Here is a 26,594-nt window from a genome sequence, read left to right on the forward strand (position 1 = left end):
GCTAAGCGTGGAAAGATGCCCAGCGGGCAGCAGTTGACCAGTTGACGAGGTCAATCTCGGCGTTCGGTAAGAGGTATTCGTTATCATCCGCTAGGGCATCGGGGTCGAGCGCATAACGGCCTTTTTGCAAGTCGTGGGCAAAATCGGTGAGTAAGCCTACAATTGAATCAGCGACAGTAAAGGCGGTTTCTGCTTCTTCGTCTACCAGAATAATCTGCCCGTAGCGGTGCCCACCCGCCGGGTCTAAATCCACGCAAAGCCATACGTGGGAGCCATCAAAACCTAGGCAGAGCCACTGCGGACGTTGCATGTTGTCGGCTTTAAGACCAGAGTGAGCGTGACGCACCGGTACGGGTACTCGCACGTCGGCCCGGCGTTGCCAGTTGGCTGCTACCTCCGCCAAGGGTAGGAAGCTCATTCCATAGAAGAAGTTGCCGAAGTTTTCAGCTTCTTCGTTTAGGCCGTCATGGCGTAGGTATAAGGCTTTATAATCCGCCGGTAGATGCTGGCCAATGGCGGCTTCTAGAGCTGCTAAATCAGCTTCAGAAGCACCAGGACTTAGGCTCTCGTTTAGAATACGAGGGGCATGGCGCGCTAGCCAATGTGAAATGTGGTTTAGGGCGTCATTAACCATAGCAGCGAAGTAACTAAGGAGTGAATGGGAAGCCTTTCTTTGGGTTGAAGCTTAAGCCGAAATAATTGGCTTATAATGTTACCTTACCCGCTAAAGCGGTAGGCATGAGTAACAACGCAACTATAAGATTAACGGGATAGTATACCGCGCTCTTCCAAAAGCTCGCGCGCTGCAACCAGGGCGTTAGAAACTAGCCTGTTGTCGGCTAGCATCTGCTGTAAGCTCTCATTAGACTTGCGCTTGAACGTCTCTTTAAACTGGTTGATGCTCTCGCGACGCTGGCGGGCTAGCGCTGCCGGCGACGGAGTAGGCAACAGGTATTTGCGAGTAAAAGCGTGGACAGCCGAGCGATTCAGAGAATAGTAGATAATGAGCAAGGGCAGCGCAAAAGGGTTGAGCCCTACGCGCACTTCACCGAAGGAAAGGCCCATTGATACAACACCAGGTAGAAGAGCGACCAGATTACATAGATTTAGCAATAAGGTGATACCAAGTGCATAGCGGAAGTACGAGGGCAGCCACAGATAACTAATAAAGCAACTCGCTACGGTGATAAAACCCTAATAATGGGCGCTCGTGAGTGTAATGATGATATAGCGCCCCTCTACTCCTGTCCAGGCAAGTAGTGAGGCTAGCGCAGTGTATAGACACGGCAAAAGGAGCAGCACTAATAGCCCTAGGTTACGGCCTTGAGGCAAAGCAGAAAAAACCATCTTAATTATTACGTTTAGCAACCACTTACTCCACTACCTCCCGGCACGCGCGGTACAAATCCTTCCAGCCGTCGCGCTCCTTTACTACGGTTTCTAGGTATTCGAGCCACACCACGCGGTCGGGGGCGGGGTCTTTGACCACGGCGCCGGTGAGGCCGGCGGCTAGGTCATGGGCGCGCAGGGTGCCGTCGCCGAAGTAGGCGGCCAGCGCCAGGCCGGCGTTCATCACCGAGATGGCCTCGCCGGTGCTAAGGGTACCGCTGGGGCTCTTGAGCTTGGTTTTGCCGTTGTCGGTGACGCCCGCCCGCAGCTCGCGGAAGATGGTGACCAGGCGGCTGATTTGCTCCAGCGCTGGGGCCTCCACGGGCAGCTGCAGGGCCCGGCCCTGCTTGGCTACGCGGGTTTGCACGATTTGGACTTCTTCGGCCAGGCTAGCGGGCAGGGGCAGCACCACGGCGTTGAAGCGGCGGCGCAGGGCGCTGCTCAGCTCGTTTACGCCGCGGTCGCGGTCGTTGGCCGTGGCAATGACGTTGAAGCCCTGAGTGGCCTGGATTTCGGTGCTCAGCTCGGGTATCGGCAGCACTTTTTCGGAGAGCATGGTTAGCAGCGTGTCCTGCACGTCGGAGGGGATGCGGGTGAGCTCCTCGATGCGCACGAGCTGGCCGGTTTGCATGCCTTTGTAGAGCGGGCTGGGCACCAGGGCGGCCAGCGAGGGACCCTCGGCGAGCAGGCGGGCGTAGTTCCAGGAGTAGCGCAGGCTGTCTTCGGCGGTGCCGGCGGTGCCCTGCACCAGCAGGTTGGTGTGCCCGCTGATGGCGGCCGTAAGGTGCTCGCTCACCCAGCTTTTGGCGGTGCCGGGCACGCCGAGCAGCAGCAGGGCGCGGTCGGTGGCCAGGGTCGCCACCGCGATTTCCATCAGCCGCCGCTGACCGATGTACTTGGGCTCAATCTCGAAGCCATTATCCAATTTGCCACCTAGGAGGTACGTGACCACGGCCCAGGGCGAGAGCTGCCAGTTGGGCGGCTTGGGGCGGTCGTCGGCGGCTTTGAGGGCAGCGAGCTCCTCGGCGTAGAGGTCTTCGGCGTGGGGGCGCAGCAGGTCGGTCGGCAAGGAAGGGGCCATGCGGGAACTTAGAAAGTAGAAGGGGTGGAAGGTTCGGTAAGACTGGCGGTTAGCTGCTGGCGGAAGCGCACTGACTCTACAAAGTGCTCGACGAGCGTGGCCACGGGTGGATAAGTGACCGCTAGGGGCGCCAGCACGTTTGTGCAGGTCGAAAATTGGTCGTCGGGCAGGCTGCTGGCCAGGCGCGCCAACAGCGCCGCGAAGCGCTGGTATGGCTCGGTGTATTGGTAAACCGCGGCCGGCGCTAGCACCGTCGCGCTAAAGCGGAGCGCCGCCTGCACCACATCGGCGGGCCACGGCGCGGAGACGTAAGCCAGCAGCTCGGGCAGAAAGCTCGGGAGTTCGCTCGTGCGGGGCGGCAGTTGGGCGCGCAGCAACGCCAGCTTCTCGTCCGCGCGCAGCAGCGCAAACAGGTGGGTGACTTGCTGCTGAGCCAGCAACGTGGGCTGAGTGAAGTGGCGCAGCAGCAGGGGCGCCGCAAAGGCTTTCTCCTGATGCAGATAGGTGGCTCGCGCCCAGGCCCGCAGCAGCAGCGTGTGCCACTCGGTTTCGGCGGCCAGGTTTAGCAGCTCGTCGGCCGACACCCCTAGGTGGGTGGTCCAGCGGCTGGGCGGCAGTAGGCTTAGCAGCTGGCCCAGCCAGCCGGCGCGCTCCCCGCCACCTTCGATGCTCGTCGTTTTCTGCTCGATGCCGTCGGCCTGCCACGCTTTATCCCAGCTCTCCGGCAGCGCCACGAGCAGCTTGGTACGCCCCAGCAGCGGGCGCTTCAGGCTTAAATAGGGCGCGGCGCGCTGCCACAGCCGCGCTAGCACTTCCGACTGCGGCAGGCGCACCAGCAGCGGCACCACGGTTTGGCGCACCTCCTTGCTTTTAGCGGAAAGGTAGGCGGTCAGCAGCGCCGCATCGGCCGCCTCGATGGTGGAAGCCAGCTCGCCCAGCAGGGCGGCCTGGGTGGCGGCAGGCTCGGCGGGCAAAGCGGCCCCTAGGAGCTGCCGGGCCAGCGCGGCATCCGTCTGGCGCAGCTGCCCGATAAAGCGCTTGCGCTGGGCTAGCGTGCCGGTTTCCCAGGTACCTAGGTCCTCGGCCGGCTGCTCGGGCGCTAGTACGGCGTGCCAGTCGGGGTTCTGCTGCGCCAGCCACCGGCCGCGCTCGCCCAGCAAAGCCAGGTTACCCGGCGAGTACTGCCGAAAGCTCTCTGTATTCAGAGCCGCAACCAGCAGCGCCGGCGGCACCAGGCGCTGGTGCTTTGCTAGCTGCTGCCAGTAGTCGGTGCGAAAAGCCGCGTACTGGTTATTGGCCAGCAGCGTGCGGAAGGCATCGGTCCCTAGGGGCCCGAGCGGCTGCCAGGTATCGGCGGGGGCCGGGGCAGGCGGTTCGGCAGTGGCTTTAGGAGGCTGGAAACCGGCCTTTTGCAACAGGGCCAAGGTGCCCGCTGCCAGCAGCACCTGCTGCTCGGGGCTATTGGCGGGGGTGGCTAGCCCCGGCACCAGCGGCACCGCCTCCCCACTCTGGCGGGTGCCCAGCAGGGCAATACGCAAGAGCTGCGCAAAGGGCGGAAAAGCCGACCTAGGCGGCCCGCTGGCGGTGGCCTCGCCAGCGGCGGCCGGCCCGAGCGGTGGGGCGGCCGGCACTGCGCTTTCTGGCCGGCTGGGCCAACTGCTGAGCGGCCGAAACGCGCGCCCGTCCCATTCACCAAACAGGGTCATGGGCTGGCCTCCGCTACGTGCCAGCAGCTGCCAGGGCGCATCGCCATCCGTAAAACGCAGCGGGAGCGCCACGGAGTCGGTGGCGTGCACCAGGGCCCAATGGCCCGTGGGCTGCTGCGCCAGTTGCACCGGCCCTAGGGTGGCGGGCCACTCGCGCAGCCACGGCTGCTGGCCCAGCGCCTGCGCATAGGCAGCGAGCAGCTGGCCAGGCTGTTGCGCGGCCGGCGCGCCAGCCAAAGAAGCCGAGCCCACAAACGTCAGCGCGGCGGGGGCGGCCCGCAGCGGTGAGGGCCCAGGGTAAAATAGCAAGCTTCCCGCATAAATACCCTGCGGCACCAGCGGCGTCGCAAAAGCCTGGCTGCCAAACGCAAACTCCAGCACCAGCGCGTGGCGGCCGGTACCCAGGCCATAGAGCCAGCTGCGGCGGGCCGTCAGGCGCTCTTCCTCCCAAGTAAACTGGCCGACCACCTGCCACTCGTCGGCTACGGGGCTGGCGTAGGCGGGCAGCTCTTCTTTCTTGATGGCAATGCCCACTTGCTGCAGCACTTCCTGCCGGGTGGCGGCAGGCAGCTGCGCGTGGTTTTGGAAGGCGCGCACCAGCCAATACAGCTCGCCTAGGCGGGCCAGCAGCCGGGCGGGCCAGTCGGCGTGGGCGTGGCGCAGCGTGGCTAGCTCGCGCAGGGTGCTCGCCAGGCCCGGCAGCTGGTTGTCTACCAGCCGGGCGGCCTGGCTTTCCCAAAACCTGGGGGGCTGCTGGTTGAGGGTTGCCAGCCCGTGGCGCACCAGGTCGAGCAGCCAGATTTCCAGCTCATCGGCCCCCTGCGCCATGCGGGCCAGCCGGGCGGGCGCTACGCCGCTGCCAGGTGTGCTCGTGGGCTCGGAGTCGGCCGCTACGGCTGCCGACTCGGGTGCTACCGGGCGAGGCTCCGCGGCCTTTTCTTCTTTTTTGGCCTGAGTTTGCTGGCGCTTGGCCAGCCATTCTTCCAGCCACGCCGGCGGCGTAGTAGCCGCGAAAAGGGCGGGCTGGCGGGCCAGCAGCAGCAGTAGGCCCGCCCCGTGCTTGCACGGAAACACGCGGCTAGGGCACGAGCACTTAAAGGCCGGCTCGCGCAGGTCGATGCCCGTCAGGTAGGGCTTGGCGCCGCTGCCCGCGCACTCGCCCCAGGCGGTGTCGGCGGTGCGGCCTAGGTTGCTCCACTTGGTGGGCTGGGCCAGCTGCTGCCCCCGCTGCAGCGTGCCCGCATCGGTTACGAAGGCCCGCGCCTGGTCTTCGGAGTAAGCAATCATGCAATTAGTAGAAATTGGCCGCCGGGGTGCACATAACGGGGCACAAAGTAGCACCGGCTAGTTGCTTCTACCCTCACGGCAGCCAGAGAGGCAAGTGGGTTACCGGGAGAAAAAAGAACCTAGGAAAAAACCTCATACGGCCACTTCGGGCTTGCTTGATTAATCGCGCCCGCTTACATCCCATAATCAAGAATAAGTATTAATATAAGCTTATTACTAGTTGTCTCATTTTATAAACTAAGATTATGCTAATAGCTTTGAATAAAGTATATTTTATTCTCCATCACTAGTGCTTGCATTCCGTTTGCTAGTTAATTTTTTATCATTTTTATCCTATTTATTCCGTGCGCAGGGTTGGGCTCAGCGGGTAAGTTACCTGGGGGCACTTACGCTAGTATCTTTTCAGGTGTCAGCCCAGACTCCTACGGTGCAGTGGAGTAGCTCCTATGGCACGGCAGGATTGAACCAGCTCGCCTGCCTGCGGCCGGCAGTGGGGGGCGGATACTTACTAGGGGGCTCCAACGACCTTATAGAAGGCGGTGACCGCAGTCAACCTAGTAGGGGCGACGAGGACTACTGGGTGATAAAGGTGGACGCCACCGGCCACAAGCAATGGGACCAGACGCTGGGCGGGACCGGGGTGGACTGCTTGCAGGACTTGCAGCCGACGGCCGATGGGGGTTGTATTGTGGGCGGCACTTCTACCTCCGGCAAAAGCGGCGATAAAACGCAGGTTAGCCAGGGCTTAATTGATTACTGGATAGTCAAACTGGATGCCCAAGGGACCACGCAGTGGGAGCACTCTTTTGGTGGTACGGGTAACGATATCCTCTGGAGCTTACAAGCCACGGCCGACGGGGGCTACTTGCTGGCGGGCACTTCAAATTCGCCCGTATCCGGGGATAAAACGGGCTACATTGATAACGCGGGGGACTACTGGATAGTAAAACTTGATTCCCAAGGACATAAGCAGTGGGACCGCACGATTGGGGCGCAGGGCTACGAGTGGCTGCGCATAGCGCGACAAACGCCCGACGGAGGGTACTTGCTAGGTGGGGAATCCAGTTCGGGCGTCAGCGGCGACAAAACGCAGCCGGGCCAGGGGCAGCTTGATTACTGGCTGGTAAAGCTAGATGGCCAGGGGCGCAAGCAGTGGGACCGGACCTACGGCGGGCGGAGCGATGAGTTTTTAGCCGCTATTCAGCCCACGCCCGACGGAGGCTACCTGCTAGGGGGCACGTCGGAGTCCGATATGTCGGGCGATAAAAGCGAGCCTTACCTAGGTAATTCCGGTGACTATTGGCTGATTAAAGTAGATGCCCAAGGACGCAAGCAGTGGGACCGCACGATTGGGGGCACGAGCTACGACCAGCTCACTGATGTGCTCTTGACGCCCGATGGTCACTACCTCTTGGGTGGGTTTTCCTGGTCCGGCATTTCTGGAAACCACAGCGAGGCAAACCGCGGGCATGAAGACGCTTGGGTGGTCCAGGTAGACGCGCAGGGCAAAGTAGAATGGGACCGCACCTTTGGCAGCAGCAGGTCAGATTGGCTAAGCAGTCTGGTACTAACGGCGGCTAATAAGCTGGTGATAGGCGGTTTCACTGACTCGGAGGACTTAGTCTCTCAAAAGTTAGCCACTCATAAGCCAGGCGATTACGTAAAGCCCGACTGGTGGGCATTTCAGATTAATCCCACGCCGCCTACGGTGAAGATTGTGGGGGATACCGCCGTTTGTGCAGGGGGCCAAGTACAGCTTACGGCAGTAGCGTCCCCCAGCCCGGCCACGTTCCGCTGGAACACGGGGGCAACTACCGCCACCCTGCCCGTGACGCAGGCGGGCACCTACCAGGTAAGCGCCACCTTCGCCGACGGGCAGGTCAGCACCGCCACCCACCGCGTACAAGTGGCCAATCCTCCTCTCCGCATCCAGGGCGACACCCTGCTGTGCGCGGGGCAGCCGCTGACGCTGACTGCCCTAGGCGGTACTTCCGCCGTTGCCTACGCGTGGAGCACCGGCGCTACCACCGCCTCTATTGACGTTACGCAACCCGGCGTGTACTCGCTCACGGTCCACTACAGCTCCGGCTGCGAGGCCACGCAGCAAGTGCGCGTCCGCCAGCCGACGCTTCAACTGCAAGGGCCCTCCCTGCTCTGCGCAGGCAGCCGCACCACACTAGAGGCCCTAGCCCCGGGCGCTGTTGCTTACCGCTGGAGCACGGGCGAGGCAAGTTCTATAGTGGCTATCACGCAGCCAGGGGCGTATTCTGTAACCGCTACGTTTGCCAACGGGTGCACCCTCTCTCGCACGCAGCAGGTAAGCGTACCTGCTGCAGTAATTCAGGGCGACTCTGTGCTGTGCGCGGGCCAAGTAGGACGCTTAACTGCTGGCGGTAGCCCAGCAACCGCCTACCAGTGGAGCATGGGAGAAACCACCAAGGTCATCCGCATCGGGCAGCCGGGTCTTTATTCCCTGCGAGCTACTTCTGCCAGTGGCTGCAGCAGCACCGCTACGTGGCGGGTTGCCGCGGCGCCTCCCCTGCCCGCATTCACCCTAGGGGCTGATACTACCCTTTGCGAGGGCACCACGTTAGTGCTGCAAGCCCCCATGGGAAATCATCTAGCTTACCGCTGGTCGGACGGCTCCACCGCCGCCTCGTTAACGGTGAGCACACCCGGCACCTACGAGCTAGTCATCACAACGCCCTGCGCGCAGCACGCAGTTACGCGGCGCATTGCTTACCAAAGTTGCCTTTTACTACCGAATGTGGTTACGGCTAACGGGGACGGGCGCAACGACTCCTTCGCCCCGGCTGGGCTAGCCGCTGGCCCCTGGGAACTGACCATTTTCAACCGGTGGGGTCGCCAGGTATACACCACAACGGCATATGCCAACGATTGGGGGCCAGCGGCGGCCCCGGGCGTTTACTACTACGTGCTGCACCAAGCTGCCACTGGCGTTCGCTACAAAGGGGCGGTAGAGATTATTCGCTAAGCACGGCTTTGCTTCCTACGCAATCTAGACTTCACAATGGCCGGCAAAGTCAAGAACGAGCGCGATTTCTAGCCACCCTGCCCCCAGGCAGGGACCGTTGTGTTTATTTTCCTTTCCTATTTCCTCCCCTTATGAAACACCCTTTACCAACCCTAGCCTTACTAAGCTTAACTAGCCTGGCGGCGCAGGCGCAGACTCAGTTTCGCTTCGGCCCGCAGGGCGGCTACACCCTCTCTTCCGCCACCTATCACGTTGCCGACTACCCCAGCTACATTAGCACCTCCGGCAAGTTTGGCTCTGGCTTCACAGCGGGCCTAGTGGCGCAAGTTGACTTAGGCAACTTATTCTCCTTACAGCCGGCTGTGCACTACGTGCGCCGCACCCCGCGCATCGACGATAACTCCTATTACCAGCCTAACAACTATTACTACAACCAGCACTACGAGTTTCGGCTTGATTACCTGAGCGTGCCCGTGAACTTACTTTATAGCGAGCACGGCCACGGCAAAGGCTTCCAGGTGTTTGCCGGGCCCTACCTGGCATTTCTACTAGGGGGCAAGTACACCAGCGCCATCTCGGCGGGCTACGGTGGCCCGTCCAATGGTCGTGTCTTCGCGGGCAATGTTGTAGCGGGCGATACCTATGCCACCTCTAGCCGCGATACCAATTACTATTCCCGCAGGCTTGACTACGGCGTGCAGGCCGGGGTGGGCTACGGGCTACCAGTGGTGCAACTGCAATTCAGCTTCAACTACGGCCTACGCGACATCGGGGCCGCCTACGCGGCAAACGCGGGCAACACGTTTGCCGCCCCTGTCATCCACAACTACGGCTTTCAATTGGCAGCATCCTACCTCTTTGGACCTAAGTCTTAGAAGCTGTACGAATTAGCAGAATTTAAGAATGCGCCGAATGTTAGCCCATGGCAGCTAAGCATTTGCATGATTCAGCAACCGACCATCCTCTTTCTATAAGCGGCGGTTGGCACTCAGCCACGCCAGGGTGCGCTCGCCTAACCAGCGATTCCTGGCGTGGCTGAGCGCTGCTTTTTCAGCACGCTGTGCGTCGGCTTTTCCGACCGTAGGCCATAGCACTGGCGCAGGTGGCCGGCAAAGAGCCCGGCAAACGAGCCGTCGCCCCTGACTACCTGCACCTGCCCTAATAGCGGCAGTTGCGTCGTTCAATGGCGGGCGGGGGCAAGCTCCGCCCCTACCGTACACGGACCTCAAAACTGCTGTAGGTGGCAAATAAGGCTGCCTTTACGGCCACGCCCGCTGGCTATGACCAGCGGCGGGCGTGCAGGCTAAAGTCACCCGTGAGGGCGCCGCCGGCCCGTAGCGGGAGGTGGTAGTCGTTGGCATCAGGCCCGTTAGTTTGGGTGGCCGGGGTCCAGCCGGCGGTGGAAGCGGGGTCGGAAAGCCACCGGTAGGAAACGGCGTACGTGAGGGCATCGACGCGCAATTCGAGGGCCTCCGCATACACGGGCGTGCCATCGTAGCCCGAGTCAATGCCGACCCACTGTTTGAATGCGTTCAGTATACCGCTGGCTTCCTGCACCCGGTATTCGACTACGCGCAGCGTAAGCAGAAAGTAGAGGTAGCGGGATACCGTCCGCGTGCTATCCCTAGGGTCGCGCTCGGCGGGGTCGGCCTCTGGTGGCAAGTCGGGCCGCAGGGCCGTATTTAAAAAGGCGGTGTGCAGATGCAAAAGGTCGCCTTCCAGTTGCTGGCGCTCGAAGCGCAGGGCGTTTTCGCAGGGAAATTGCGCCCGCCAGTGCATCTTGGTATTGGTGCCCCGCACGGTAAAGGAATATTCTACGTCGTAAAATAGCCGCTCAGTAGGGGCCGGCGGCGGGGTATCAAGCACCAGGTTGGCCAGCTTGATGTCGGCCTGCACATCGCCGAACAGAAAGCGGTGCACGTTTTCCCAACTCTCATACGAATTGACAATGCCCTCGTAGCCGGAGTGCGACTTGTGCACGTTGGCGTAGAATGCCCGGCGCTCGGGCGGGTAGTCGCCCTGGGTGGGGCGCGGCCCGTCTACCAGATAGGCATTGTTCTGCTTCACCAGACCATCGCTGAACGAGCCAGTGGCGCGGCGCACCAGGTTGGCCCCCACCGCATAGTCTTTGTAGTTGGAGCCAATCAGGCACAGGCAACGCGCTACTGGGAAGTGGCCGCCTAGGCTATGCACCGGCTCCTGGGGGTCGGGCAGCCGTAGGTACTGCCGCATGCGCGCCTCCTCAAAGATACTGGCGTCGTTGGGGTTCAGCGTGTTCACCAGCCACTGCTCCACGCCATCGGGCAGGCTGCCCAGGTCGATGCCGCCGTGCGGCGTAGCCATCGTCACGAAGCGGTGCACCCAACGGGCCGGGTCTTGGCCCGCGGCGGGCAGCAGGTTTTGCAGCAGCGTGCGGCACACCAGCCCCCCCATCGAATGCGCCAGCAAGATGACCCGGTAGTTCTGCTGGTCGGGCCCCAGGTCCAGGCCGCTTTCGCGCAGCTCGGCCGGAATAATATCGCAGATTAGCCGCTGCAGGTCGCGGGCATGGTCTTCGATGCCGCGCAGCTTCTGGCTCAGCACGTCGGGGTCGTAGAAGCGCGAAATCCACAGGCTGCGCGAGGGGTTAAACACGGTATTCTTAGGGGGTTTTTCGACCCGGTTGCCCCGGTTGATGGCGTCGGCGTAGCCAAAGTCCTTGATGAACCGCATGAGCTGGCCCTCAAACACGTCCGGAATCAGGTACCGGTCCGGGTCGGGCGGGCCCTGGCGCTTACGCACCGAGGTAGCCGCAAACCCGTAGTAGCCATCGTGGAAGGTTTCGTCGCGCTCGCTGCCCGTCATGGCGTATCCCCGCACGTACACGATGGGATAATACGGGGGCACCAGGCGGCGGCTTGCCTGCGGGCCAGCCGCGGCGGCTGGGTCGGCGGCCGCCGCCGCAGGCGCGGTTGTGGAATCGGACATGGGGCAGGAAGGTTAACGTGCTTGAAAAACTTATTGCGTAATCAGCTGACTTTTAGCCCATCCATTCCAGAGCAGAGGGTGAGTGCCTTTGCCGATAGCTACCAGGTAGTGGGCGCGTGCTGCCCGGCTGGCCCTAGGCCATACCTACTCTGAAAAGCCCGTACGCGGCCTTTGTCTGCTACTTGAATAGGGCCGCAGCGCAGGCGCATTTACAAGGCTGGCAGCAAGACCGGAAGTGCTAGTCCGTACTTGGCAGCCAGCGCCGTTACCAGCTCCACGTAGGCGGCCACTTCGCCCACCGCGGCCCCAACGGCCAGCATTTCGGGAGCCAGCGCCGCCAGGATGGCCAGGATGCCCGCCACTAGCCGCACCCGGTTGAAGTACTGCACGTAGTCGCCCCGCAGGCAAATTCGATACAGCACCATGCCCAGCGCCGGGCGCCTCGGCTCCAGAAAAACCTGGAGGCGCTCCCCTTCCGGCGTCCAGAACCGGCCTAGCTCAATCTCTCAGCTAGGGGTATACTGCCGGCCGGCTACGTAAGGAAATGCACCTTGGTAATTGCTGCGCAACTTTCGAGCTTTGTTTAGCCACTCCACCACCCCGCTGGGAGACAAAGGCTTGATTTCGTACCATTCGGGCTGGTCGCCGCGGTGCCGCAGGATGTCGGGCCGCACGCTGGCGCCGGTGCTGGCAATGGTAGCTTCCGGCACGGCCGGGTTGTAAGTCCGCAAAAAACTAGTGTAGGTCTGGGCTTCGTTGGTTAAATCAAAAAAATCACTGCCCGGCGCTGCCCCCTGAAGCTTGTTGTAGTCCTGCTGAAACTTTGGCTCGACCAGCCGGCCCAAGAGGCTGGCTACCTTGGGGCCAAAGAGCGGCGACAGCGGCAGGCAAAACTCGTCGGACAGCTCAAAGAAACGGAGAATCTTGTCCGGGATACTGCGGTCTGGGTACAGGATGTCGAGAATACCCCCGAAGTAGGGGTCTCTGCTCAATACAGCGGGCTCGTCGAGCACCTGGTCGCCACTAACGCACTCGCAGTAAGCTATTTCCAGGTCGAGCTGCGCCAGCATCGCCGCGTCTAGCACGGGGGCCGCCAGCGATAGTCCCCGGCTGGTGCGAAAGGCAACCACGGCCGCCCCGGTTTCGGTGCCAAAAATGCCGTCGATGCCCGCTACCGGCAGCTCGAAGTCGAGGCAGATAAGCGCCTGCTGCACCCGCGCTACCGCGTCCGACGGTTCGAGGGATGGCTGGATAGGCTGGGCGCCGTTGGCTACGGCGGTGAGGACAGGGCTAGCGCCCAAGAGCGAAGATTGTAACATAGCTCAGAGAAGGGGTTGACTACCGGAAATTTGGCGGGCCGTTTCTAACGCGCTGCCAACTCACGGCCACCAGTTAGTTCATCTAGCTGCTTATTGCCTGATAATCAGACATTCATTTCAATGGCAACTGCACTATATCCATAAACACCATGCGTTCGGTTAGCTCGGCTTCGGTGCCGGGCTGGGCGGCTGCGCCGGCCGGGGGGTTGATGCGCTCGACCTCGCGCACGCGCACGCGCAGCGCACTGCCGGGCGCGGCCGGGGGCAGCGCGGCGCGCAGGCGGGTGCCGAGTGGGCCGCTCACCGTGCCTTGCAGCACCCAGGAGGGCACTTCGGGGGACGCAGCCGCTAGCCAGGTCAGCTCGGTAGCGCTGGCGGCCACCTCGGGCGGCAGTGCGCACTGCTCCACGATGAGGTCTACGCGGTTGGGCTGCGGGCCCACCGGCCCTAGGCCCTCTAGGAGCACCTCAACGGTTTCGGCCTCGGGCTGCGTTACAGTGAGCGTGCGGTCGGGCAGCAGGGGCACCGGCTCGGTGCGCACAATGGCCGAGAGCTCAAGCTGGGTTAGGCTATCGGGCTGATAACGCGCCACGGCCAGCTGCACGAAGGGGCAGTAGGAAGCGGCCGCTACCGCGGGCAGCGCAATGTCGGCGTACCAGCAGTCGTCGTGAAACCACGCCTCGTAGGGAACCGCCACCACGGTAGCGGCGCCCGCATCGGTCGCCACTTGGGCCGGCGCGCCCGCAGTAGCGGCAAACGCCTGCGGCGTCGGCCACTGCTCGGGCAGCGGCGTGTCCCAGATGGGGTCGCCGCCCACCTGCGTGAGGAAGGGCTGCGCGGCGGGGTCGGGCGGGTTGCTTGGGCCTATTACCACGGCCAGCCGCTCGCCCTCCCCAGTTTGAAACCAGGGCCGCTCCAGCTCGACCCGCAGCCGGCTCTGGCGCCGCCGAATGGTTTGGGGCGAGCCAGCGGTGGCCGGGCTTTCCTGCTCCCAGTGAAAGGCGGGGCGCGTCGAGCGCACCACGGGCGGCTGCGGACGCGCCGAGCTGGGTACGCTCACCGCTGGCAGCGTCGTTTTCACCAAAAAGGCTTCGTCGGCTTCGTTGGCCTGAAAGAATTGCCGAAAGCGGCTGACGGCGGTGAGCGTGTAGCTGACCAGGCGGTGACGAGTGTCGCCCAGCTCGTGGCGCAGGGGCTCGCCCAGGGCCGTATCGTAGGGCCCGATGACGACGGCCTGCACCGGCGCGGCCACTACGCTGCGGGTAGTTTCGTCGCTGTACTCCGTCCAGGCGGCAGTTATCTCTAGCTTGGTCGTGCTCTTGCCATGCACCCCTAGGGGGCTGGGGCGTAGCAGCGCGAAGGGTTGGCCCGGCTCGCGCGCGGCCACCAGCGTGCCGGCGGGCCGCTGGCACGGGCGGCGCACCGCGTGCACGAGGCGGACGGCGTGGGCGGGCGTCACGAGCGGGTGGCGGCCGAGGAGCACCGTGGCTTCCGATTCGCTGGGCAGCTGCTCCTTGATGGCAAAGTGGTCGAGGAAATCGCCCCGCAGAAACGTGGACAGCTCCAGGGTCAGCTGCTCGGCCGCCGGGAGGGCCACGGTCAGCTGCTCGCCCACCCACGCCACGGTAGCCGCCGCGCCGGGCGCCTCCAGCAGCGTGAGCTGGCCCGCAGTCAGCGTGGGCCACGCCCCGCTCCAGCCGTGCAGCAGCGGCTCTTGCGCCGCGGCGCCAGGCGCCGGGCGCGAAAAAGCCGCGATGCCCTCGCCGGCCGGGTCGGGCAGAGCCAGGTTGCTGGCAAATAACGACCCGTCGGCGCCGTTGGGAGCGGCGGCCTGCCGCAGGGCTGCCAGGGTGGCGGCATCGGCGCCCAGCTGCGCGCCGGGGTGCTGCTGGGCCAGTCCCAGCGCCACGGCCGGGGGCAGCAACACGCGGCTGGCCGTTGGCTTATACGCGGGGTTTTGGGCTAGAAAGGCCGCCGCCTGGCTAGGCTGGTCGCCGGCCGGGTCGCTGCGAATAACCAGCAGGTCAACGGCTTCGCCCGGCCCTAGGCCGGTTAGGGGCACGCCATCGGGTAAGCGCAGCTCGGGCGAGGCTACGGGCTCGTAGCGCCGGTAGATGACGCGGGCCGTGGCGTAGCGAGCGGCGGCCGGGTCGAGCAAGTCGAGCCCGCCGCCCGCAATGTCGGCGATGCGCGCCCGCATCTGGTACGCCTCCGTAAACTGGAGCCGCGGCAACGACCCATTTTTGACGCTGAAATCGAAGTCGAAATCAAAGGGCAGCGCGCCGGCGCGGCGCGTGGGCGGGAGCTGGCTGGCGCCGGCGGCCAGGGGCGGCGGCACGGCCAGGCTCCAGCCATTCCAGCGCGCCACCACTTCGTCGGTGCGCAGGGTGCCATCGGGGCCGCGCACGGCCGCCTGGGCTTTGAGGTGGCCTTCCTCGAAGGGCTGCTCCGTGGTCACGGTGAGGCCGCCCGCCCGGTAGGTAGCCGCCCGGGCGTGCAGCGAGCGCCATTCGCCGCCCCGATTAATGTCGATGCGGTAGCCCAGCACCAGGTCATCGGCGGTCAACTCGGCAGTGCTCATGGACGGGCGCGGCCCGTTGGCTGCGGCCGTCTGCTGGCGCGCGTCAAAATCCTGCTGCCGCCCGCGCCGCACCAGCTGCAGCCCCGCCGTGCGCAGCGCGGGCAGCGCCGCGGGGCGGGGCTGCTCGGTTAAGGGGCGCGCCTCAGCGGGGGCCGCGTCGGCGGGGGCCAGGGTTTGGGCGGCCGCGCGCAGCCGCTGGGCACCGGCGTCCACGTCCACGGTCACCACTTCCCAGCGCTGCTGCTTGGCGGGGTCGTCGTCGGTCAGCTTCACCAGGCCAGCGCTGATGGATGGCGTGGCAGCGGGCCAAAAGCTTTGGCCCGCCAGGCTAAGCTCGTACCGCGTCCACGGGGAAATGATGGCGGGCAGGGCGGGCGCGGCGGGCGCATCGGGCCAGCGCACCCGCACCACGCCCACCGCCAGGTTGGCCGGCAGCTGGGCCACGGGCAGCCGCAGCTCGATAATGAGGCCTAGGGCCCGCAACACGGCCGGGTGCTCCCGAAGCAAGGAAATAGCGCGGTGAAAATCGACCGGCGCAGCGGCGGGCGCGGGCCCGATGGGCGCCGCCGCAAGGGGCGGGGTATCGTCGCTCCACTTAGCCCGCAGCTGCTCGCGCACCACTTGGTCGAGCGCCGCGTGGCTGGCGGGGTCGGCGGTAATCTTGGTGGCCGCCGCCGCGCTAAAGGTCGCGTTGATAGCCGCCGCTTGCGCCCCCGTATCGGCCACGGTAACCGAGGCCGGCGCAGCGGGTTGCCTGGCCGGCTGCAAGGGAGTATCGGGGCCAAAAAAGGCTTCCCACAGGCCCGGCTGGGCCTGCACGTGGGGCGGGGCCACCAGCACCGGCGGCGCGGGGTGCTGGGCATCGGGGCCAAACTCAACGGCGAGGGTGGCCGTGGCCAGGCCCGGCGGCGGCCAGGTGGCCAGGCCTTCGCTGGCCAGCGAGCTGCCCTGGAGGCGCGGCACCACCAGCACCCGCAGCACCGCGAGCTGAGCGCCGTTGCTATTGGTAAGGCCCCCTGGCACGGCAATCCAGAGCAGCTCGCTGGTTAGGGTTGGAGTTGGGTTCATGGGGCAAAGGCTGCTTGGTAGGTTTGCCAGGTTTGGAGGTCGGCTTCGGCGGCGCTGGCCGCAGCGAGAAAAGCGGGCGGAAGTACCCTAGGGGCCAAGCCCTCCGCCACCGGGGCCGCCGGGGCCAGGCCGGCCGGGGGCGGCCCTGGCACCCGGCGGCTAGCTGGTGCCGGGTCGGCGGAAACCCCTAGGGGGTTGTCGGGGCCATCGTACAGCACCCACGGGCCGCTGTCGAGCTCTACCGAGTCGGCGTACAGCAGCAGGTTGATTTCCAGCACGAGCGTGGCCTGGCCCCACAGCTTGTCAAGCTCCGAGTCGTAGTGGAGCGTCAGCACCAGCTCGACCGACACCGACACCAGGCCGAGCACCTGCACGCTGCCGCCAAAGCGCAGGTAGCCATCCACTTCGATGTCGGCGCCGCGCTGCACGTAGCGCACGCCGCCCAGCGCGTGCACCTCGCCCGACGCCACCAGAAAATCGACGGCCACGGCGGCCCCAAATTCCATCGACGCCTCCAGGCGCAGCAGGCCGGCGGGCCCGAGCAGCAGGTCGATGTAGCCCCCGCCGCCAAACAAAAGCACGCTGAGGTTGAAGGGATTGTCGCGCCGGGCAAAGGAGATGCCGACCGTTACCGGCCGCCCATCAAACGGCACCTCAACGGCCGTGCGAAAGGCAATGTTGCGCAGCAGAAAGCCGCCCATCTGCACGCTGGGCACGGCAAACGTGTAGCTAGCCGTGAGGCCCACCGAAGTGACTTCTACCGTTGGGCCGCTGTCGCCCAGGTCCAGCAGCTGCTGCAATTTCTCCTGCAACACCCGCAACAGCTTGAGCGCGCCCTCAAACTCTACCTTGGGCTTGCTGATTTTCAGGTCGGGCGCCTTGCCGTTTTCCTGCTTGAATACCAGCGACTCGAAAGTGAGCGTCAGGAAGGGCGTGCCGGTGGGAGGCAGCACCACCGAAATGTTTTCTACCGTGCAGGTGGTTTCGGTTTTGAGCGGCGACAGCTCCACGTGCAGGTCGAGCGTGGTGGCGTCGGTAGTTTTCAGCGGCCCGTAGCTCTTGAGCGGCAAGCCCGGCCATTCCATTTGCACGCCGGGCGGCTGCCCGGCCAGCAGCAGCGGCACGATAGCCGGCGAAAGCGGGAGGTTCCTGGCCGTCGTCTCGGCCAGGTTGATAACCTCGCCCAGCGGAAAGCCCAGCAGCGTGGCCCCCGCGTATAGCGTAGCCAGGTCGGGCAGCCCCGCTGGCAGCGGCAGGGCCCCGGTGGGCACCAGCCCCAGCGTGCGCGAAATGCCGTCGGCCGTGAACTTGGGCGCGACCAGCCCGCCCGAGCGGTCGGCTTGCCTGGTGAAGTCAACTACTAATTTGTCAACCAGCGCCAGCGGCACGGCCGCCTGGTCGCCCACGTGCAGAAACTCGTCGGCATAGGCCAGCGCGACGCGCTTACTCTGCTCGGGCAGCAGCGTGCGCACGGCCGGCAGTTCCACCTCAAACTGCGCGAGGCTGGGCCAAAATCCGTTGGCGTACTGCACGGCGGCAATGCTCAGCGCATGCACCTCGTGGATGTCGCCCGCCAGCCGATTGGCGCTGCGTATCAAGTCTATCGGCACGCCGGGCAGGGGCTGGCGGCGCGCAGCGACGCGGGCTAGCGGCGCCAACGCCGCGGCCGCCCGAGGGGCTAGGGCCCCCGCCGGCGGGGGCCCTACGGCCGCGGCCGCCATATCGGCCGCGGGCGCAGCGTTATCATCGCCCGTGCTGGCCCAGGTAGCAGCCAGCCGGCCGGCCACGTCAGCGTCTATGAGCGAAGCGAAGGCGGGAAAGTATTGCGTGGCCTCGTAGTGCACGTCGCGCACGAACAGCAGCGGTGTTGAGAAGTGCACGTCGCCATTGGCCGCTGCGCAGCGCAGCGCAAACTGCACGGGCGAGCCCGCGGCTGTGTGAGGCACGAAGTAGAGCGGCTCCGTCTGTTGCGCGGCGGCGGCTATTTGCGCCAGTACCGCTTGCAGGCTGCCAATCTGGCCTTGCAGCGCTAGGTACTGGGTTGCGTCGGCGTCGCCGCTGGCCGCCAGCTGCTGCATGCTGCGCGGAATGGCCGCAAATTCTTGCTGCACCGCGGCTTGCAGCTGCGCTACCTGCTGCGCGTAAAAATCGTGTTTTTGCTGGGCTTCCTGAATGGCTTGGTTGGAAGGGCGCGTGGCCAGCAGGTCGTAATATTCCTGCGAGTAGGTAGGCGTATAGGTGTTGCCGGGGTCACCGTTTTGGTCGTCCCCGTTTTGGTCACTTCCATCACCCAACTCATCGGGCGAAAGCGGGCGCCTAGGCCTTGACGGGGGCCTAGTAGTAGGCCGCGGGCGGGGCCGCAGCGCGTCTAGCTGCCGGTCGATGGCCCGCTGCTGGGCGAGCAAGCCAGCCGGGTCGTACAGCGCCAGATTGGCTTGGGCTTCCTGGAGAGCCGGCGCCGACCCGTAGCCGAGGTCCAGCAGCTGCTGCGGCGTTTGCGGCAGGTCGGCGAGCCGCTGGGTGAGCGTGTTGCCTAGGGTTTCTGCCTGCGCGGTCAGCTCGCTTAGCTGGGCTTTTAAATTGTCAGGCGGATAGGGCTTGCGGCTGAGCAGCTGCCAGTCGCCGGGGGCCGCCGCTTGCTGCGGCAGGGCTAGGTCGCTGTAGCTGCGGGTCAGCAACTCCACTTCGTGAAAGGGAAACTGGCGTACGAGGGCCGCGTCGCCCTCGGCAAAGGAGCGGACAGGCTCCGTCACCACGAGCAATTGCTGCCGCAGCAGGCCCGCCACGGCCTGCGAGCCCGAGGCGTCGAAGGTGCGTTCGGCCACTACGGAGTACTCGGCGCGGTGGCCGAAGGGGTACAGGATACCGCCCATGGTTATCAGCACCTTGCGGTCGCGGCCTAGGGTCGTTTCGTGCGCCCATTGCAGGGCCGGCTGCTGCAGCCGGGCGGCCAGCGAGCCCCCTAGGGCACTCAACTCCAGGCGCTGCACGGCCGCCAGCCCGTTGGCCTGCGCGCTCACGATGGCCTGCCGGTCGGCATACGACAGCGGAGCGGTGTCCAATCCCGCCTCATCGGCTCCCGCGCTCAGCGGCAGCAGGGCCAGCCCCGCGCTGCCGGGTGGCGCACTGCGGGCGCGCAAACGCAGCTGCCACAGCCCCGCTACGCCCGCCGCGGAGGTAATGGGCAAGGGCGCGTAGTCGGCCACCACGCTGTTGCCCGCCGGGGCCTGCACCGCCATGCTCAGGCGCCAGGGTAGCTCCAGCAGCATGGCGTTGGCCTCGGCGGGGCCAGCCACCTGGCCCGCCTGCGCCAGCGCCGCCAGCACGCCCTGCGCGCTGAGCGCAACCGAGGTGTTGGCCGGCAGCGCAAACGTGAGGTGGCTCGGGTTGCTCAGCCTGGCCCCGCGCCGGTCGGTAGCGCCTCGCAGCGTGTATTTCTCCTCGGCCAGGGCTTGCGGCGGAAAGCTCAGCACAATCCGCGCGGCGTCGCTTTGCGCTACCAGCGTGGGGGGCTGGCCGGCGGCGTTGGCCAGCACGGGGCGAAACCCCACGAACTGCACGCCGAGCGTCACCAAGTCGTCGGGCCTACTTAGCAAAAACAGGTCGGGCTGGCTCATGGTCTTTGGCCTGGGTTGAGGGTGCTACTGCTGTAAGAGGGCGGCACCTTACCCCTAGGAGGACCGCGCGCATTGGCGGTCCTCCCAGGCGTACATGCTGCGGTTGCCGCTCCGGCTCCTCACGGGTTCAGCGCCCAGCCAATGGCCGGGGGCAGCTTGCTGCTGCGCGTGAGCGACCCACTGCCCTGGGCGGCCCCGCCCGAGCCGTCGATGGCGGGCCTGAAGCCCTCGAGCCGGGCAAAGGGCTGGCTGCGGTCGCCGGTAGCGGTAGCCAGAAACAAGGCGAGCGCGCCCGTATCCTGGTCAAGCTCGCCCCACACCAGGTAGGGGCCGTTGAAGGAAGGTGGCGGGCTGAGGTCGAAGAGCGTGGCTACGTCTTCGGAGGAAGTGTACTCGTCGAGGGTAAGATTGAGGAAGCCACCTCCCACTACCTCGTTCCAGTTGAGGGGGTCGGGGTTGCTCAAGCCGCCGCGCACCGACGAGTCGTTCGGGTCGGTTATATCAAGTAAGGCCATGTATTTTCTGAGTAAGTAGATTACTTAAAGCATTGCTGCTGAGCCAACCCCCATCCCAACCAAGTGGGCGCTAGCCGCCGCTGATGGTGACTAGCGCCCACCTCTAGGCCACGGCTTCGTTCTGAATGTCAACCCCTTGGCTTTCCAGCTCGGCTACTACGAAGGCGGGCAGCTGCCCGCTAGCAAACAGGCTTTTCAGGCTGTCATAAGCCACCGACCCCAGGCAGCCGATGCAGGCCCCGAGGTACGCGGCCACGGTTACCGTCACGATTTCTTCCAGCACGGGCACCACGGCCCCGCCGGCCACCGTAAGCAGCCCAGTAGCCAGCAGGGCGCCAATCGTTAGCTCGGCTTCGCCGCCTGCGTTTTCCCAGGCCGAGTGTATTTTGTCGAGTACTTCCAGCGCCTCGTTGGCATCCTCAACGTCGGGTACGGGCAGCCCGCTGCTGTGCATGCAGCCTGCCCATTGGTCAGAAAATTCGCTCATAGCAAACGTGGTTTAGGGTTAAAAAGTGAAAAAATAAGCTGCTCAGCGGGTGGCGCCTACCAACCATGCACAGCTTGCAAAAGCTGAAATACAGTGTCTTACCAGGCAGTTGCTTCGGTAAATGAGCTACTGCGTTCGCGGCCGCGCCATAGCCGCCCGCCGATTAGCGGAGGGGCCTAGGCTGCCACCGGCTTGCCAAACCAGGTGTTGCCCACCTGCACCAGCTTCTGGCTGTCCATGGCCTGCAGCTCGGGGATGGAAATGGACGTGTGGAGGTTGTTTTCCACAATCAGGGTGTTGCGTTGGTCATCGTCGGTCATGGCCAGCATATCCGCCAGGCTCCGAATGCCCGCCTGCTGGAGAAAAACCGCGATGGCCCCGCTGCCAACCAGGGCGTCGGTTGGCAGGCCCTGGAAATGCGCTACTGACTGGCTGGTATGCTTGCTTAGCTCCACGATGAGGGTATTGCGCTTGTCCTCTTCCGACATAAGGCTAAGCTCGGCTGCGCTGCGCCACGGCCCGCCCAGCAGCACGTCATCCAGGCTCGGGTCTATTGCTACCAGCTGCGGCGCCGGCGTGGTGGGGGGCGTGAGCACCACCACCCGCTGCAGCGGAATGGGCGCGGGCGCGGCCAGGGCGGGCACCACCTGGCTCGGGTCGAATACCTGCGGCGGGGTAATAAGCCCGCGGGAAAGCTTCACCGCGTAGTCGATAACGGCGTTCAGGAGCTTGGTGTACCCGGCGGCAGCACTTAGCAGCACCTCAGGGGCGGGCAGGGCCTGGAAGAACTCGGGGTGTTGCAGCGCAAACTCCAGGTCATTGCGCACCTGGATGTAGCGCAGCTTTTTCTCGCGGGCATCGCGCAGCGCAAGCAAGAAATCTGCCTGTTCTTCCGGAGTGGGAATGGGCAGCGGCAGCGTGTCGTACGTCGCCACTTCCGTTTCGTAGGCGAAGGCGCTGGTTTGGGCGATGTCGGGAAAGTTCTTGTAGCGCGCCAGCACTTCCCCAATGTCAATGACGACGGCGCTTTGGGCGCCGCTGCCGGCGCGCTGAAACAGCGTTGACGAGAACTCCGACCTGGTGTTGCTGCTGGAGTTGGCCTGCTGGAACTGGCCTTTAAACGACCCCGCGGCCACCAGGCCGTTCATTTCGGCTTCCAGCGCAGCCGATAGCTCGGACTGCGTAGTGGACGAAACCGAGGTGATGCGGATGACCGAATAAAACTCGCCCCCAGTTTGCAGGCCCCGCACGAAGCTGTCGCCGAAAGCCGTCTTGAACTCGTCGAAGCGCACCGCGTCCAGCAGGGCTTGCGCGGTGGGTTGCACGCGCCAGTTGCGGCCGCGCCGAAACGGGTTTTGCACAATGCAGCGCGCCACCAAAAACGTGGAGGTCGAATTGTAATGTGACGACTCGGCAAAGGCTGCCTTGGCCGACGCGCTGTAGAAACCGTACCGGCCCTGCGCCTCGAAGGACAAGTCGAGGCTGTCCATCAGCTCTTCGTGCGAGTTGATAATCTTAATCGCCGCCGATACCTCCTGGCCGGACGCGGTGGACTCTTCCTGCACGGTGAAGTTATCGAGGGCCGTGCCCACGGCCAGCCCCGACTCGCTGTTGACGCCCATCCCGATTTCTTCGTCGTTGAATGGGAGGCGCCGCACTTGTGCTGACATGGTACTGCTCCTTTCTAAGTAGGTGTGCTGGAAGTGGCCGTAAGCCCTAGGGCGCCGCAGCAAGGCAACCTAGCTGCTGGCGGGCCCCGCGCTACTGCCGCCTAAAAGCCGCCGCAGCTGGCAGCAGCAAGGGCGCTGAAACCGTTGCAAAGGAAGCGGACGCCACTCCGCGCAGCATTTGCGCACGTTGCAAAAACATGTGCGAAAGTGACCGTTTTTTTTGCGGTGGTTGCAAAGGTGTTTGCAAAAGTCACGCGCCGGCATTTTTAAAACTTTAGCTCGACAGCAATGGGGATATTTAATTGATAACCGCAACACAGTCAAGCAAACACGTTGTACCTTGGGCAGTGCGGGCTTCCCCGGCTGCGTTATCCTTTGTGCCACCTTTGCTGCGCCACTGCCGATGACTATTCGCTGCTTTGCCGCCCTAGGCTGCCTGCTCAGCGGGCTAGCCGCCCTCGCCGGGCCCACCCCTAGGGCGGCCGTCGTATCAGCGTCGCCCGACAGCGCGTTGGTGCACCTGCAGGCCGCCCAGGTGCAGGCCGAGGCTATGCAGCCCCTAGGGGGTGTTCGGTGGCGCTACCGGCCGGGCGCGCCCCGCGGCTGGGCCAGCCCCGCCACCCCCGACCTCACCTGGCTGCTGGCTAGCCCCGGCTTTTTGTTTGGAGCAGGCCCGCCGGGCTGGCGCGGCACCGGCTGCTTTAGGCTGCGCTTCACCCTCGATTCGGCCTTACTGGGCACGCCGCTGGGGCTGTTCATCGCGCAGGATGGAGCTTCCGAAGTTTACCTGGATGGCCACCTGCTGGGCCGCTATGGCCAGCTTGGCGCCTCGGCCGCCACTACCAAGGCCGTGCGCCCGCGCTACTGCCTGCTGCCCTTTATGCTGGCCCAGCCCGGCCCGCACCTGCTGGCCGTGCGCTACGCCAAGTTCAGCGCCTGGCCCCTGCCCTACGGGGGGCTAGGCCTGTGGGTAGCCCCGGCCGAGCGGCTGGTGGCCGAGCGCGTGCGCCAGGCGCGCTCCGATACCCTCAGCCTGATTACCATTACTAGCGCGCTGGTGCTGGCCGTGCTGCACCTCTGCCTGTTCTTGTACTACCGCTCGCAGCGCGCCAACCTGTACTTCAGCCTCTCGATGGCCGCGGCGGCCGGCACCTTTTTGATGGTGTTTTTGCGCGCTACCTTCTCGGCCGAAAGCGCTCGTTGGTGGATGCAGCTGGGGTTTCAGGTGGGGGCGTCGGTAAGCATTGGCTTGCTGCTGGTGTTCTTTTACGCCATCAGCCGCACCCGCCTGCCCCGGGCCTGGCTGGGGCTGCTGGCCCTGACGAGCGTGGGGCAGCTGGCCTGGTGGCTAGCCCACCCCACGGATGGCAACCAGGTGCCGCCCGTGGTGCTGGGCGTCTTTATCCTCGCCTGGCTCGACATGCTGCGGGTGCTGGGGCTGGCGCTGTGGCGGCACCAGCCTGGGGTGGGCTTGCTCATCGTGGGCACGCTGGGGGCAATGCTCGTGCCGTTCACCGCCAGCAGTGCGTTTCACTTCATTCACCGGCTGGATAGCGCCGAGTTTTTGGCGGCCCAGCTCACTATCCAGCTGTGCGGCTTGATGCTGCCAATTTGCATGTCGGTGTACCTGGCCCGCGAGTTTGCCGCCACGCGCCGCAGCCTGGAGGTGCAGCTGCAACACGTCGAGCAGCTGTCGGCCCGAAACCTAGCCCAGGAAACCGAGCGCCGGCAGCTCATCAGCGCCCAAAACGAACGCCTGGAAGCCACCGTGCACGCACGCACGGTAGAAATCAGCCGCCAGAACCACACCCTGGCGGCGCAGCGCGACGAGATACTTGCCCAGGCCGACCGCCTGCGGGCGCTGGACCGGGAAAAGACGCGCTTCTTCACCAATATCACCCACGAGTTCCGCACCCCGCTCACGCTCATGCTCGGCCCGGCCGCCCACATTGCCAGTTCCACCCGCGAGCCGGCTACCCGCCAGCAGGCCAAGCTGGTGCAGCGCAATGCCCAGCGCCTGCTGCACCTCATCAACCAGCTGCTCGACCTGAGCCGCCTCGAAGCGGGCCAGCAGGTGCTGCACCCCGCGCCAGGCGACGTAACGAGCTTTGTGCGCGGGCTGGCCGGCTCGTTCGAGTCGCTGGCGCAGCAGCGGGGCGTTGGCTACACCTTCGAAGCCGACCCGCCCGCGCTACACGCCGAGTTTGACGCCGATAAGCTGGAAAAAGTGGTGGTCAACCTGCTCGCTAATGCCTTTAAGTTTACGCCGCCCGCCGGCACGGTAGCAGTGCAGCTGCGCGGGCAAACACCCCTAGGGTCCACCAGGCCCGGGTGGGTAGAGCTGACGGTGCGCGATACGGGTAGCGGCATCGCGCCCGAGCAGCTGCCGCATGTCTTCAACAGGTTTTACCAAACCGACGGCTCCAGCACCCGCGAGCAAGAGGGCACCGGCATTGGCCTGGCGCTGACCAAGGAGCTGGTGGAGCTGCACGACGGCACTATTGCGCTGGCCAGCGAGGTAGGGCAGGGTACCACCGCCGTGGTTTGGCTGCCGCTGGCCGCCAGCAACGCCCCTGCGCCAGCACCGGCCGCCGGGCCAGCAGTGCCCGTGGCGGCGCCGCTTGTAGAAGCAAAGCGGCCCCCCGCCCCGCCCTCGGAAGCCCCGCTGTTGCTGCTACTGGAAGATAACGCGGACATGCGCGCCTACCTGCGCACTATCCTGGCAACCGATTATCAGCTGCTGGAAGCGGAGAATGGGGCCCTAGGGGTTGCCCTGGCCGTAGAGCAGCTCCCCGACCTGGTGCTGACCGATGCCATGATGCCCCGCCTCGATGGCTACGGCGTGTGCCGGACGCTGAAGCAGGACGAGCGCACCAGCCATATTCCGGTGGTGTTGCTCACCGCCAAGGCCGACCTGCCCAGCAAGCTCCAGGGCCTGGATACCGGCGCCGATGCCTACCTGACCAAGCCCTTCCAGCGCGCCGAGTTGCTGGCCCAGCTGCGCAACCTGGTGCACGGGCGCCAGCAGCTGCAAGACGCTTACCGCCGCGGCGTAGCTAGCCCTCCCCTACCCGGCCCACCCTCGCCAGAGCAGGCATTTCTGGCCAAGTTGCGCCAAGCCGTCGAGCGCTTTCTGGCCGACGAAACCTTGAACGTGGAAATTCTGGCCCGGGAGCTAGGCCTGAGCCGAACCCAGCTGCACCGCAAGCTCAAGGCGCTTACCGACCAGGCGCCCGGTGATTTTATCCGGTTGATAAGGCTGCAACGCGCCCACGAACTGCTGACCAGCGGCACGGCCACGGTGGCGGAGGCCGCCTACCAGGTAGGCTACAGCAACCCCGCCAATTTTTCTACCAGCTTCTCGCGCCACTTTGGCTACGCGCCCAGCAGCACACCGCGGCACGGTAGAGCAACGAAGTCTGTATAATAGTACACCTTACATTTTCGCACTGCCGCAACGTTTGTACACCTCTTAAGAAATTGTACAAAGGCCTAGGGTGGTTCAGTAAAAACAGACAGGGGGCTAAGATATACTGATTTGAGAGTCGCGTTTGAACTGGGACGGGGAGCGGTAGCCCAGGGCAGCGTGGCGGCGGTTGAAGTTAAAGTATGTGTTGAGAGAGTAGGCCACCTACCAACAGGCGCGGGCCCGCTACCGCGAGCTAGCCACCAGCCAAACCCTACACACCCACCCGCACCCAGTTACGCCCGTGCTGTATCCCTGGCTCGCGCCCGTGGGCAAGGCGGCCTGATGCTGACAAATGCTGACATTTTGCGAAATAGCCGCTAATAATGCGGGTTGCTCGCGTCTACCTTAAAACAGGTTGATTTATAGTAAGTCTTTAGCTGCGCTCAATCAGAAATGATAGGCTTTTCCGACCTTATTATTAAGTGGAATCTTACGTGGCACGG

Annotated in this window: 15 protein-coding genes; 3 read left to right on the forward strand and 12 right to left on the reverse strand. The window is 64.5% G+C overall.

The genetic code is table 11. The features are described from left to right. Position 1: 1 nt before the first annotated feature. From HHL22_RS09505 to HHL22_RS09520, 4 genes are all read right to left on the reverse strand, one after another. On the reverse strand, positions 2-634 hold the full coding sequence (locus HHL22_RS09505) for an SMI1/KNR4 family protein (RefSeq protein WP_169530735.1): 633 nt from the start codon (positions 632-634) through the stop codon (positions 2-4). Positions 635-762: 128 nt separating this feature from the next. Continuing rightward, positions 763-1,065 carry a hypothetical protein gene (locus HHL22_RS09510; RefSeq protein ID WP_169530737.1) on the reverse strand — a complete coding sequence of 101 codons (303 nt, stop codon included), beginning with the start codon at positions 1,063-1,065 and terminating at the stop codon, positions 763-765. Positions 1,066-1,372: 307 nt separating this feature from the next. Then, complete coding sequence (locus HHL22_RS09515) at positions 1,373-2,470, reverse strand: ATP-binding protein (RefSeq protein WP_169530739.1); 1,098 nt, start codon at positions 2,468-2,470, stop codon at positions 1,373-1,375. 8 nt (positions 2,471-2,478) lie between these two features. Further along, the gene (locus HHL22_RS09520) at positions 2,479-5,463 is read right to left on the reverse strand and encodes an SWIM zinc finger family protein (RefSeq protein WP_169530740.1); all 2,985 of its coding nucleotides are present in this window, start codon (positions 5,461-5,463) and stop codon (positions 2,479-2,481) included. Positions 5,464-5,869: 406 nt separating this feature from the next. Between HHL22_RS09520 and HHL22_RS24375 the strand changes: the two genes are divergently transcribed. Together HHL22_RS24375 and HHL22_RS09530 are read left to right on the forward strand one after the other, a co-directional pair. Beyond that, positions 5,870-8,458, forward strand: coding sequence for a T9SS type B sorting domain-containing protein (locus tag HHL22_RS24375; protein ID WP_169530742.1), 2,589 nt, complete (start codon positions 5,870-5,872; stop codon positions 8,456-8,458). Positions 8,459-8,589: 131 nt separating this feature from the next. Then, entirely contained in the window at positions 8,590-9,333 is a 744-nt protein-coding gene (locus tag HHL22_RS09530) for a porin family protein (RefSeq protein ID WP_169530743.1), read from the forward strand. A 403-nt stretch (positions 9,334-9,736) separates the two neighbouring features. On the opposite strand, the gene HHL22_RS09535 is transcribed toward HHL22_RS09530, so the two are convergent. The 8 genes from HHL22_RS09535 to HHL22_RS09570 all read right to left on the reverse strand — a co-directional run bounded on the left by HHL22_RS09535 (position 9,737) and on the right by HHL22_RS09570 (position 22,682). After that, positions 9,737-11,425 carry an esterase/lipase family protein gene (locus HHL22_RS09535; RefSeq protein ID WP_169530744.1) on the reverse strand — a complete coding sequence of 563 codons (1,689 nt, stop codon included), beginning with the start codon at positions 11,423-11,425 and terminating at the stop codon, positions 9,737-9,739. A 209-nt stretch (positions 11,426-11,634) separates the two neighbouring features. Next, a complete protein-coding gene (locus tag HHL22_RS09540) occupies positions 11,635-11,850 on the reverse strand; it encodes a hypothetical protein (protein WP_169530745.1) in 216 nt (71 codons plus the stop codon). An 81-nt stretch (positions 11,851-11,931) separates the two neighbouring features. Then, complete coding sequence (locus HHL22_RS09545; protein ID WP_169530746.1) at positions 11,932-12,744, reverse strand: peptidoglycan-binding domain-containing protein; 813 nt, start codon at positions 12,742-12,744, stop codon at positions 11,932-11,934. A gap of 112 nt (positions 12,745-12,856) precedes the next feature. Further along, positions 12,857-16,393 carry a hypothetical protein gene (locus HHL22_RS09550; protein WP_169530747.1) on the reverse strand — a complete coding sequence of 1,179 codons (3,537 nt, stop codon included), beginning with the start codon at positions 16,391-16,393 and terminating at the stop codon, positions 12,857-12,859. Continuing rightward, complete coding sequence (locus tag HHL22_RS09555; RefSeq protein ID WP_169530748.1) at positions 16,390-20,010, reverse strand: hypothetical protein; 3,621 nt, start codon at positions 20,008-20,010, stop codon at positions 16,390-16,392. Before HHL22_RS09555 ends, HHL22_RS09550 begins: the two co-directional genes overlap by 4 nt. Positions 20,011-20,129: 119 nt before the next feature. Beyond that, entirely contained in the window at positions 20,130-20,525 is a 396-nt protein-coding gene (locus HHL22_RS09560) for a hypothetical protein (protein WP_169530749.1), read from the reverse strand. A gap of 103 nt (positions 20,526-20,628) precedes the next feature. Further along, positions 20,629-21,012 carry a hypothetical protein gene (locus HHL22_RS09565; protein ID WP_169530750.1) on the reverse strand — a complete coding sequence of 128 codons (384 nt, stop codon included), beginning with the start codon at positions 21,010-21,012 and terminating at the stop codon, positions 20,629-20,631. A gap of 176 nt (positions 21,013-21,188) precedes the next feature. Next, complete coding sequence (locus HHL22_RS09570; RefSeq protein ID WP_169530751.1) at positions 21,189-22,682, reverse strand: hypothetical protein; 1,494 nt, start codon at positions 22,680-22,682, stop codon at positions 21,189-21,191. Between the two features lie 403 nt (positions 22,683-23,085). Between HHL22_RS09570 and HHL22_RS09575 the strand changes: the two genes are divergently transcribed. Beyond that, entirely contained in the window at positions 23,086-26,109 is a 3,024-nt protein-coding gene (locus tag HHL22_RS09575; protein ID WP_169530752.1) for an ATP-binding protein, read from the forward strand. The last annotated feature ends 485 nt before the right edge of the window (positions 26,110-26,594 follow it).

The sequence above is a fragment of the Hymenobacter polaris genome (assembly GCF_012927305.1).
In the GTDB taxonomy this organism is placed as follows: Bacteria; Bacteroidota; Bacteroidia; order Cytophagales; family Hymenobacteraceae; genus Hymenobacter; species Hymenobacter polaris.

Excerpts from the sequence above, each read along its gene's own strand:
- HHL22_RS09505 (WP_169530735.1), bottom strand. The coding sequence starts at position 634 with ATGGTTAATGACGCCCTAAACCACATTTCACATTGGCTAGCGCGCCAT.
- HHL22_RS09510 (WP_169530737.1), bottom strand. The coding sequence starts at position 1,065 with ATGGGCCTTTCCTTCGGTGAAGTGCGCGTAGGGCTCAACCCTTTTGCG.
- HHL22_RS09515 (WP_169530739.1), bottom strand. The coding sequence starts at position 2,470 with ATGGCCCCTTCCTTGCCGACCGACCTGCTGCGCCCCCACGCCGAAGAC.
- HHL22_RS09520 (WP_169530740.1), bottom strand. The coding sequence starts at position 5,463 with ATGATTGCTTACTCCGAAGACCAGGCGCGGGCCTTCGTAACCGATGCG.
- HHL22_RS09530 (WP_169530743.1), top strand. The coding sequence starts at position 8,590 with ATGAAACACCCTTTACCAACCCTAGCCTTACTAAGCTTAACTAGCCTG.
- HHL22_RS09535 (WP_169530744.1), bottom strand. The coding sequence starts at position 11,425 with ATGTCCGATTCCACAACCGCGCCTGCGGCGGCGGCCGCCGACCCAGCC.
- HHL22_RS09540 (WP_169530745.1), bottom strand. The coding sequence starts at position 11,850 with ATGGTGCTGTATCGAATTTGCCTGCGGGGCGACTACGTGCAGTACTTC.
- HHL22_RS09545 (WP_169530746.1), bottom strand. The coding sequence starts at position 12,744 with ATGTTACAATCTTCGCTCTTGGGCGCTAGCCCTGTCCTCACCGCCGTA.
- HHL22_RS09550 (WP_169530747.1), bottom strand. The coding sequence starts at position 16,393 with ATGAACCCAACTCCAACCCTAACCAGCGAGCTGCTCTGGATTGCCGTG.
- HHL22_RS09555 (WP_169530748.1), bottom strand. The coding sequence starts at position 20,010 with ATGAGCCAGCCCGACCTGTTTTTGCTAAGTAGGCCCGACGACTTGGTG.
- HHL22_RS09560 (WP_169530749.1), bottom strand. The coding sequence starts at position 20,525 with ATGGCCTTACTTGATATAACCGACCCGAACGACTCGTCGGTGCGCGGC.
- HHL22_RS09565 (WP_169530750.1), bottom strand. The coding sequence starts at position 21,012 with ATGAGCGAATTTTCTGACCAATGGGCAGGCTGCATGCACAGCAGCGGG.
- HHL22_RS09570 (WP_169530751.1), bottom strand. The coding sequence starts at position 22,682 with ATGTCAGCACAAGTGCGGCGCCTCCCATTCAACGACGAAGAAATCGGG.
- HHL22_RS09575 (WP_169530752.1), top strand. The coding sequence starts at position 23,086 with ATGACTATTCGCTGCTTTGCCGCCCTAGGCTGCCTGCTCAGCGGGCTA.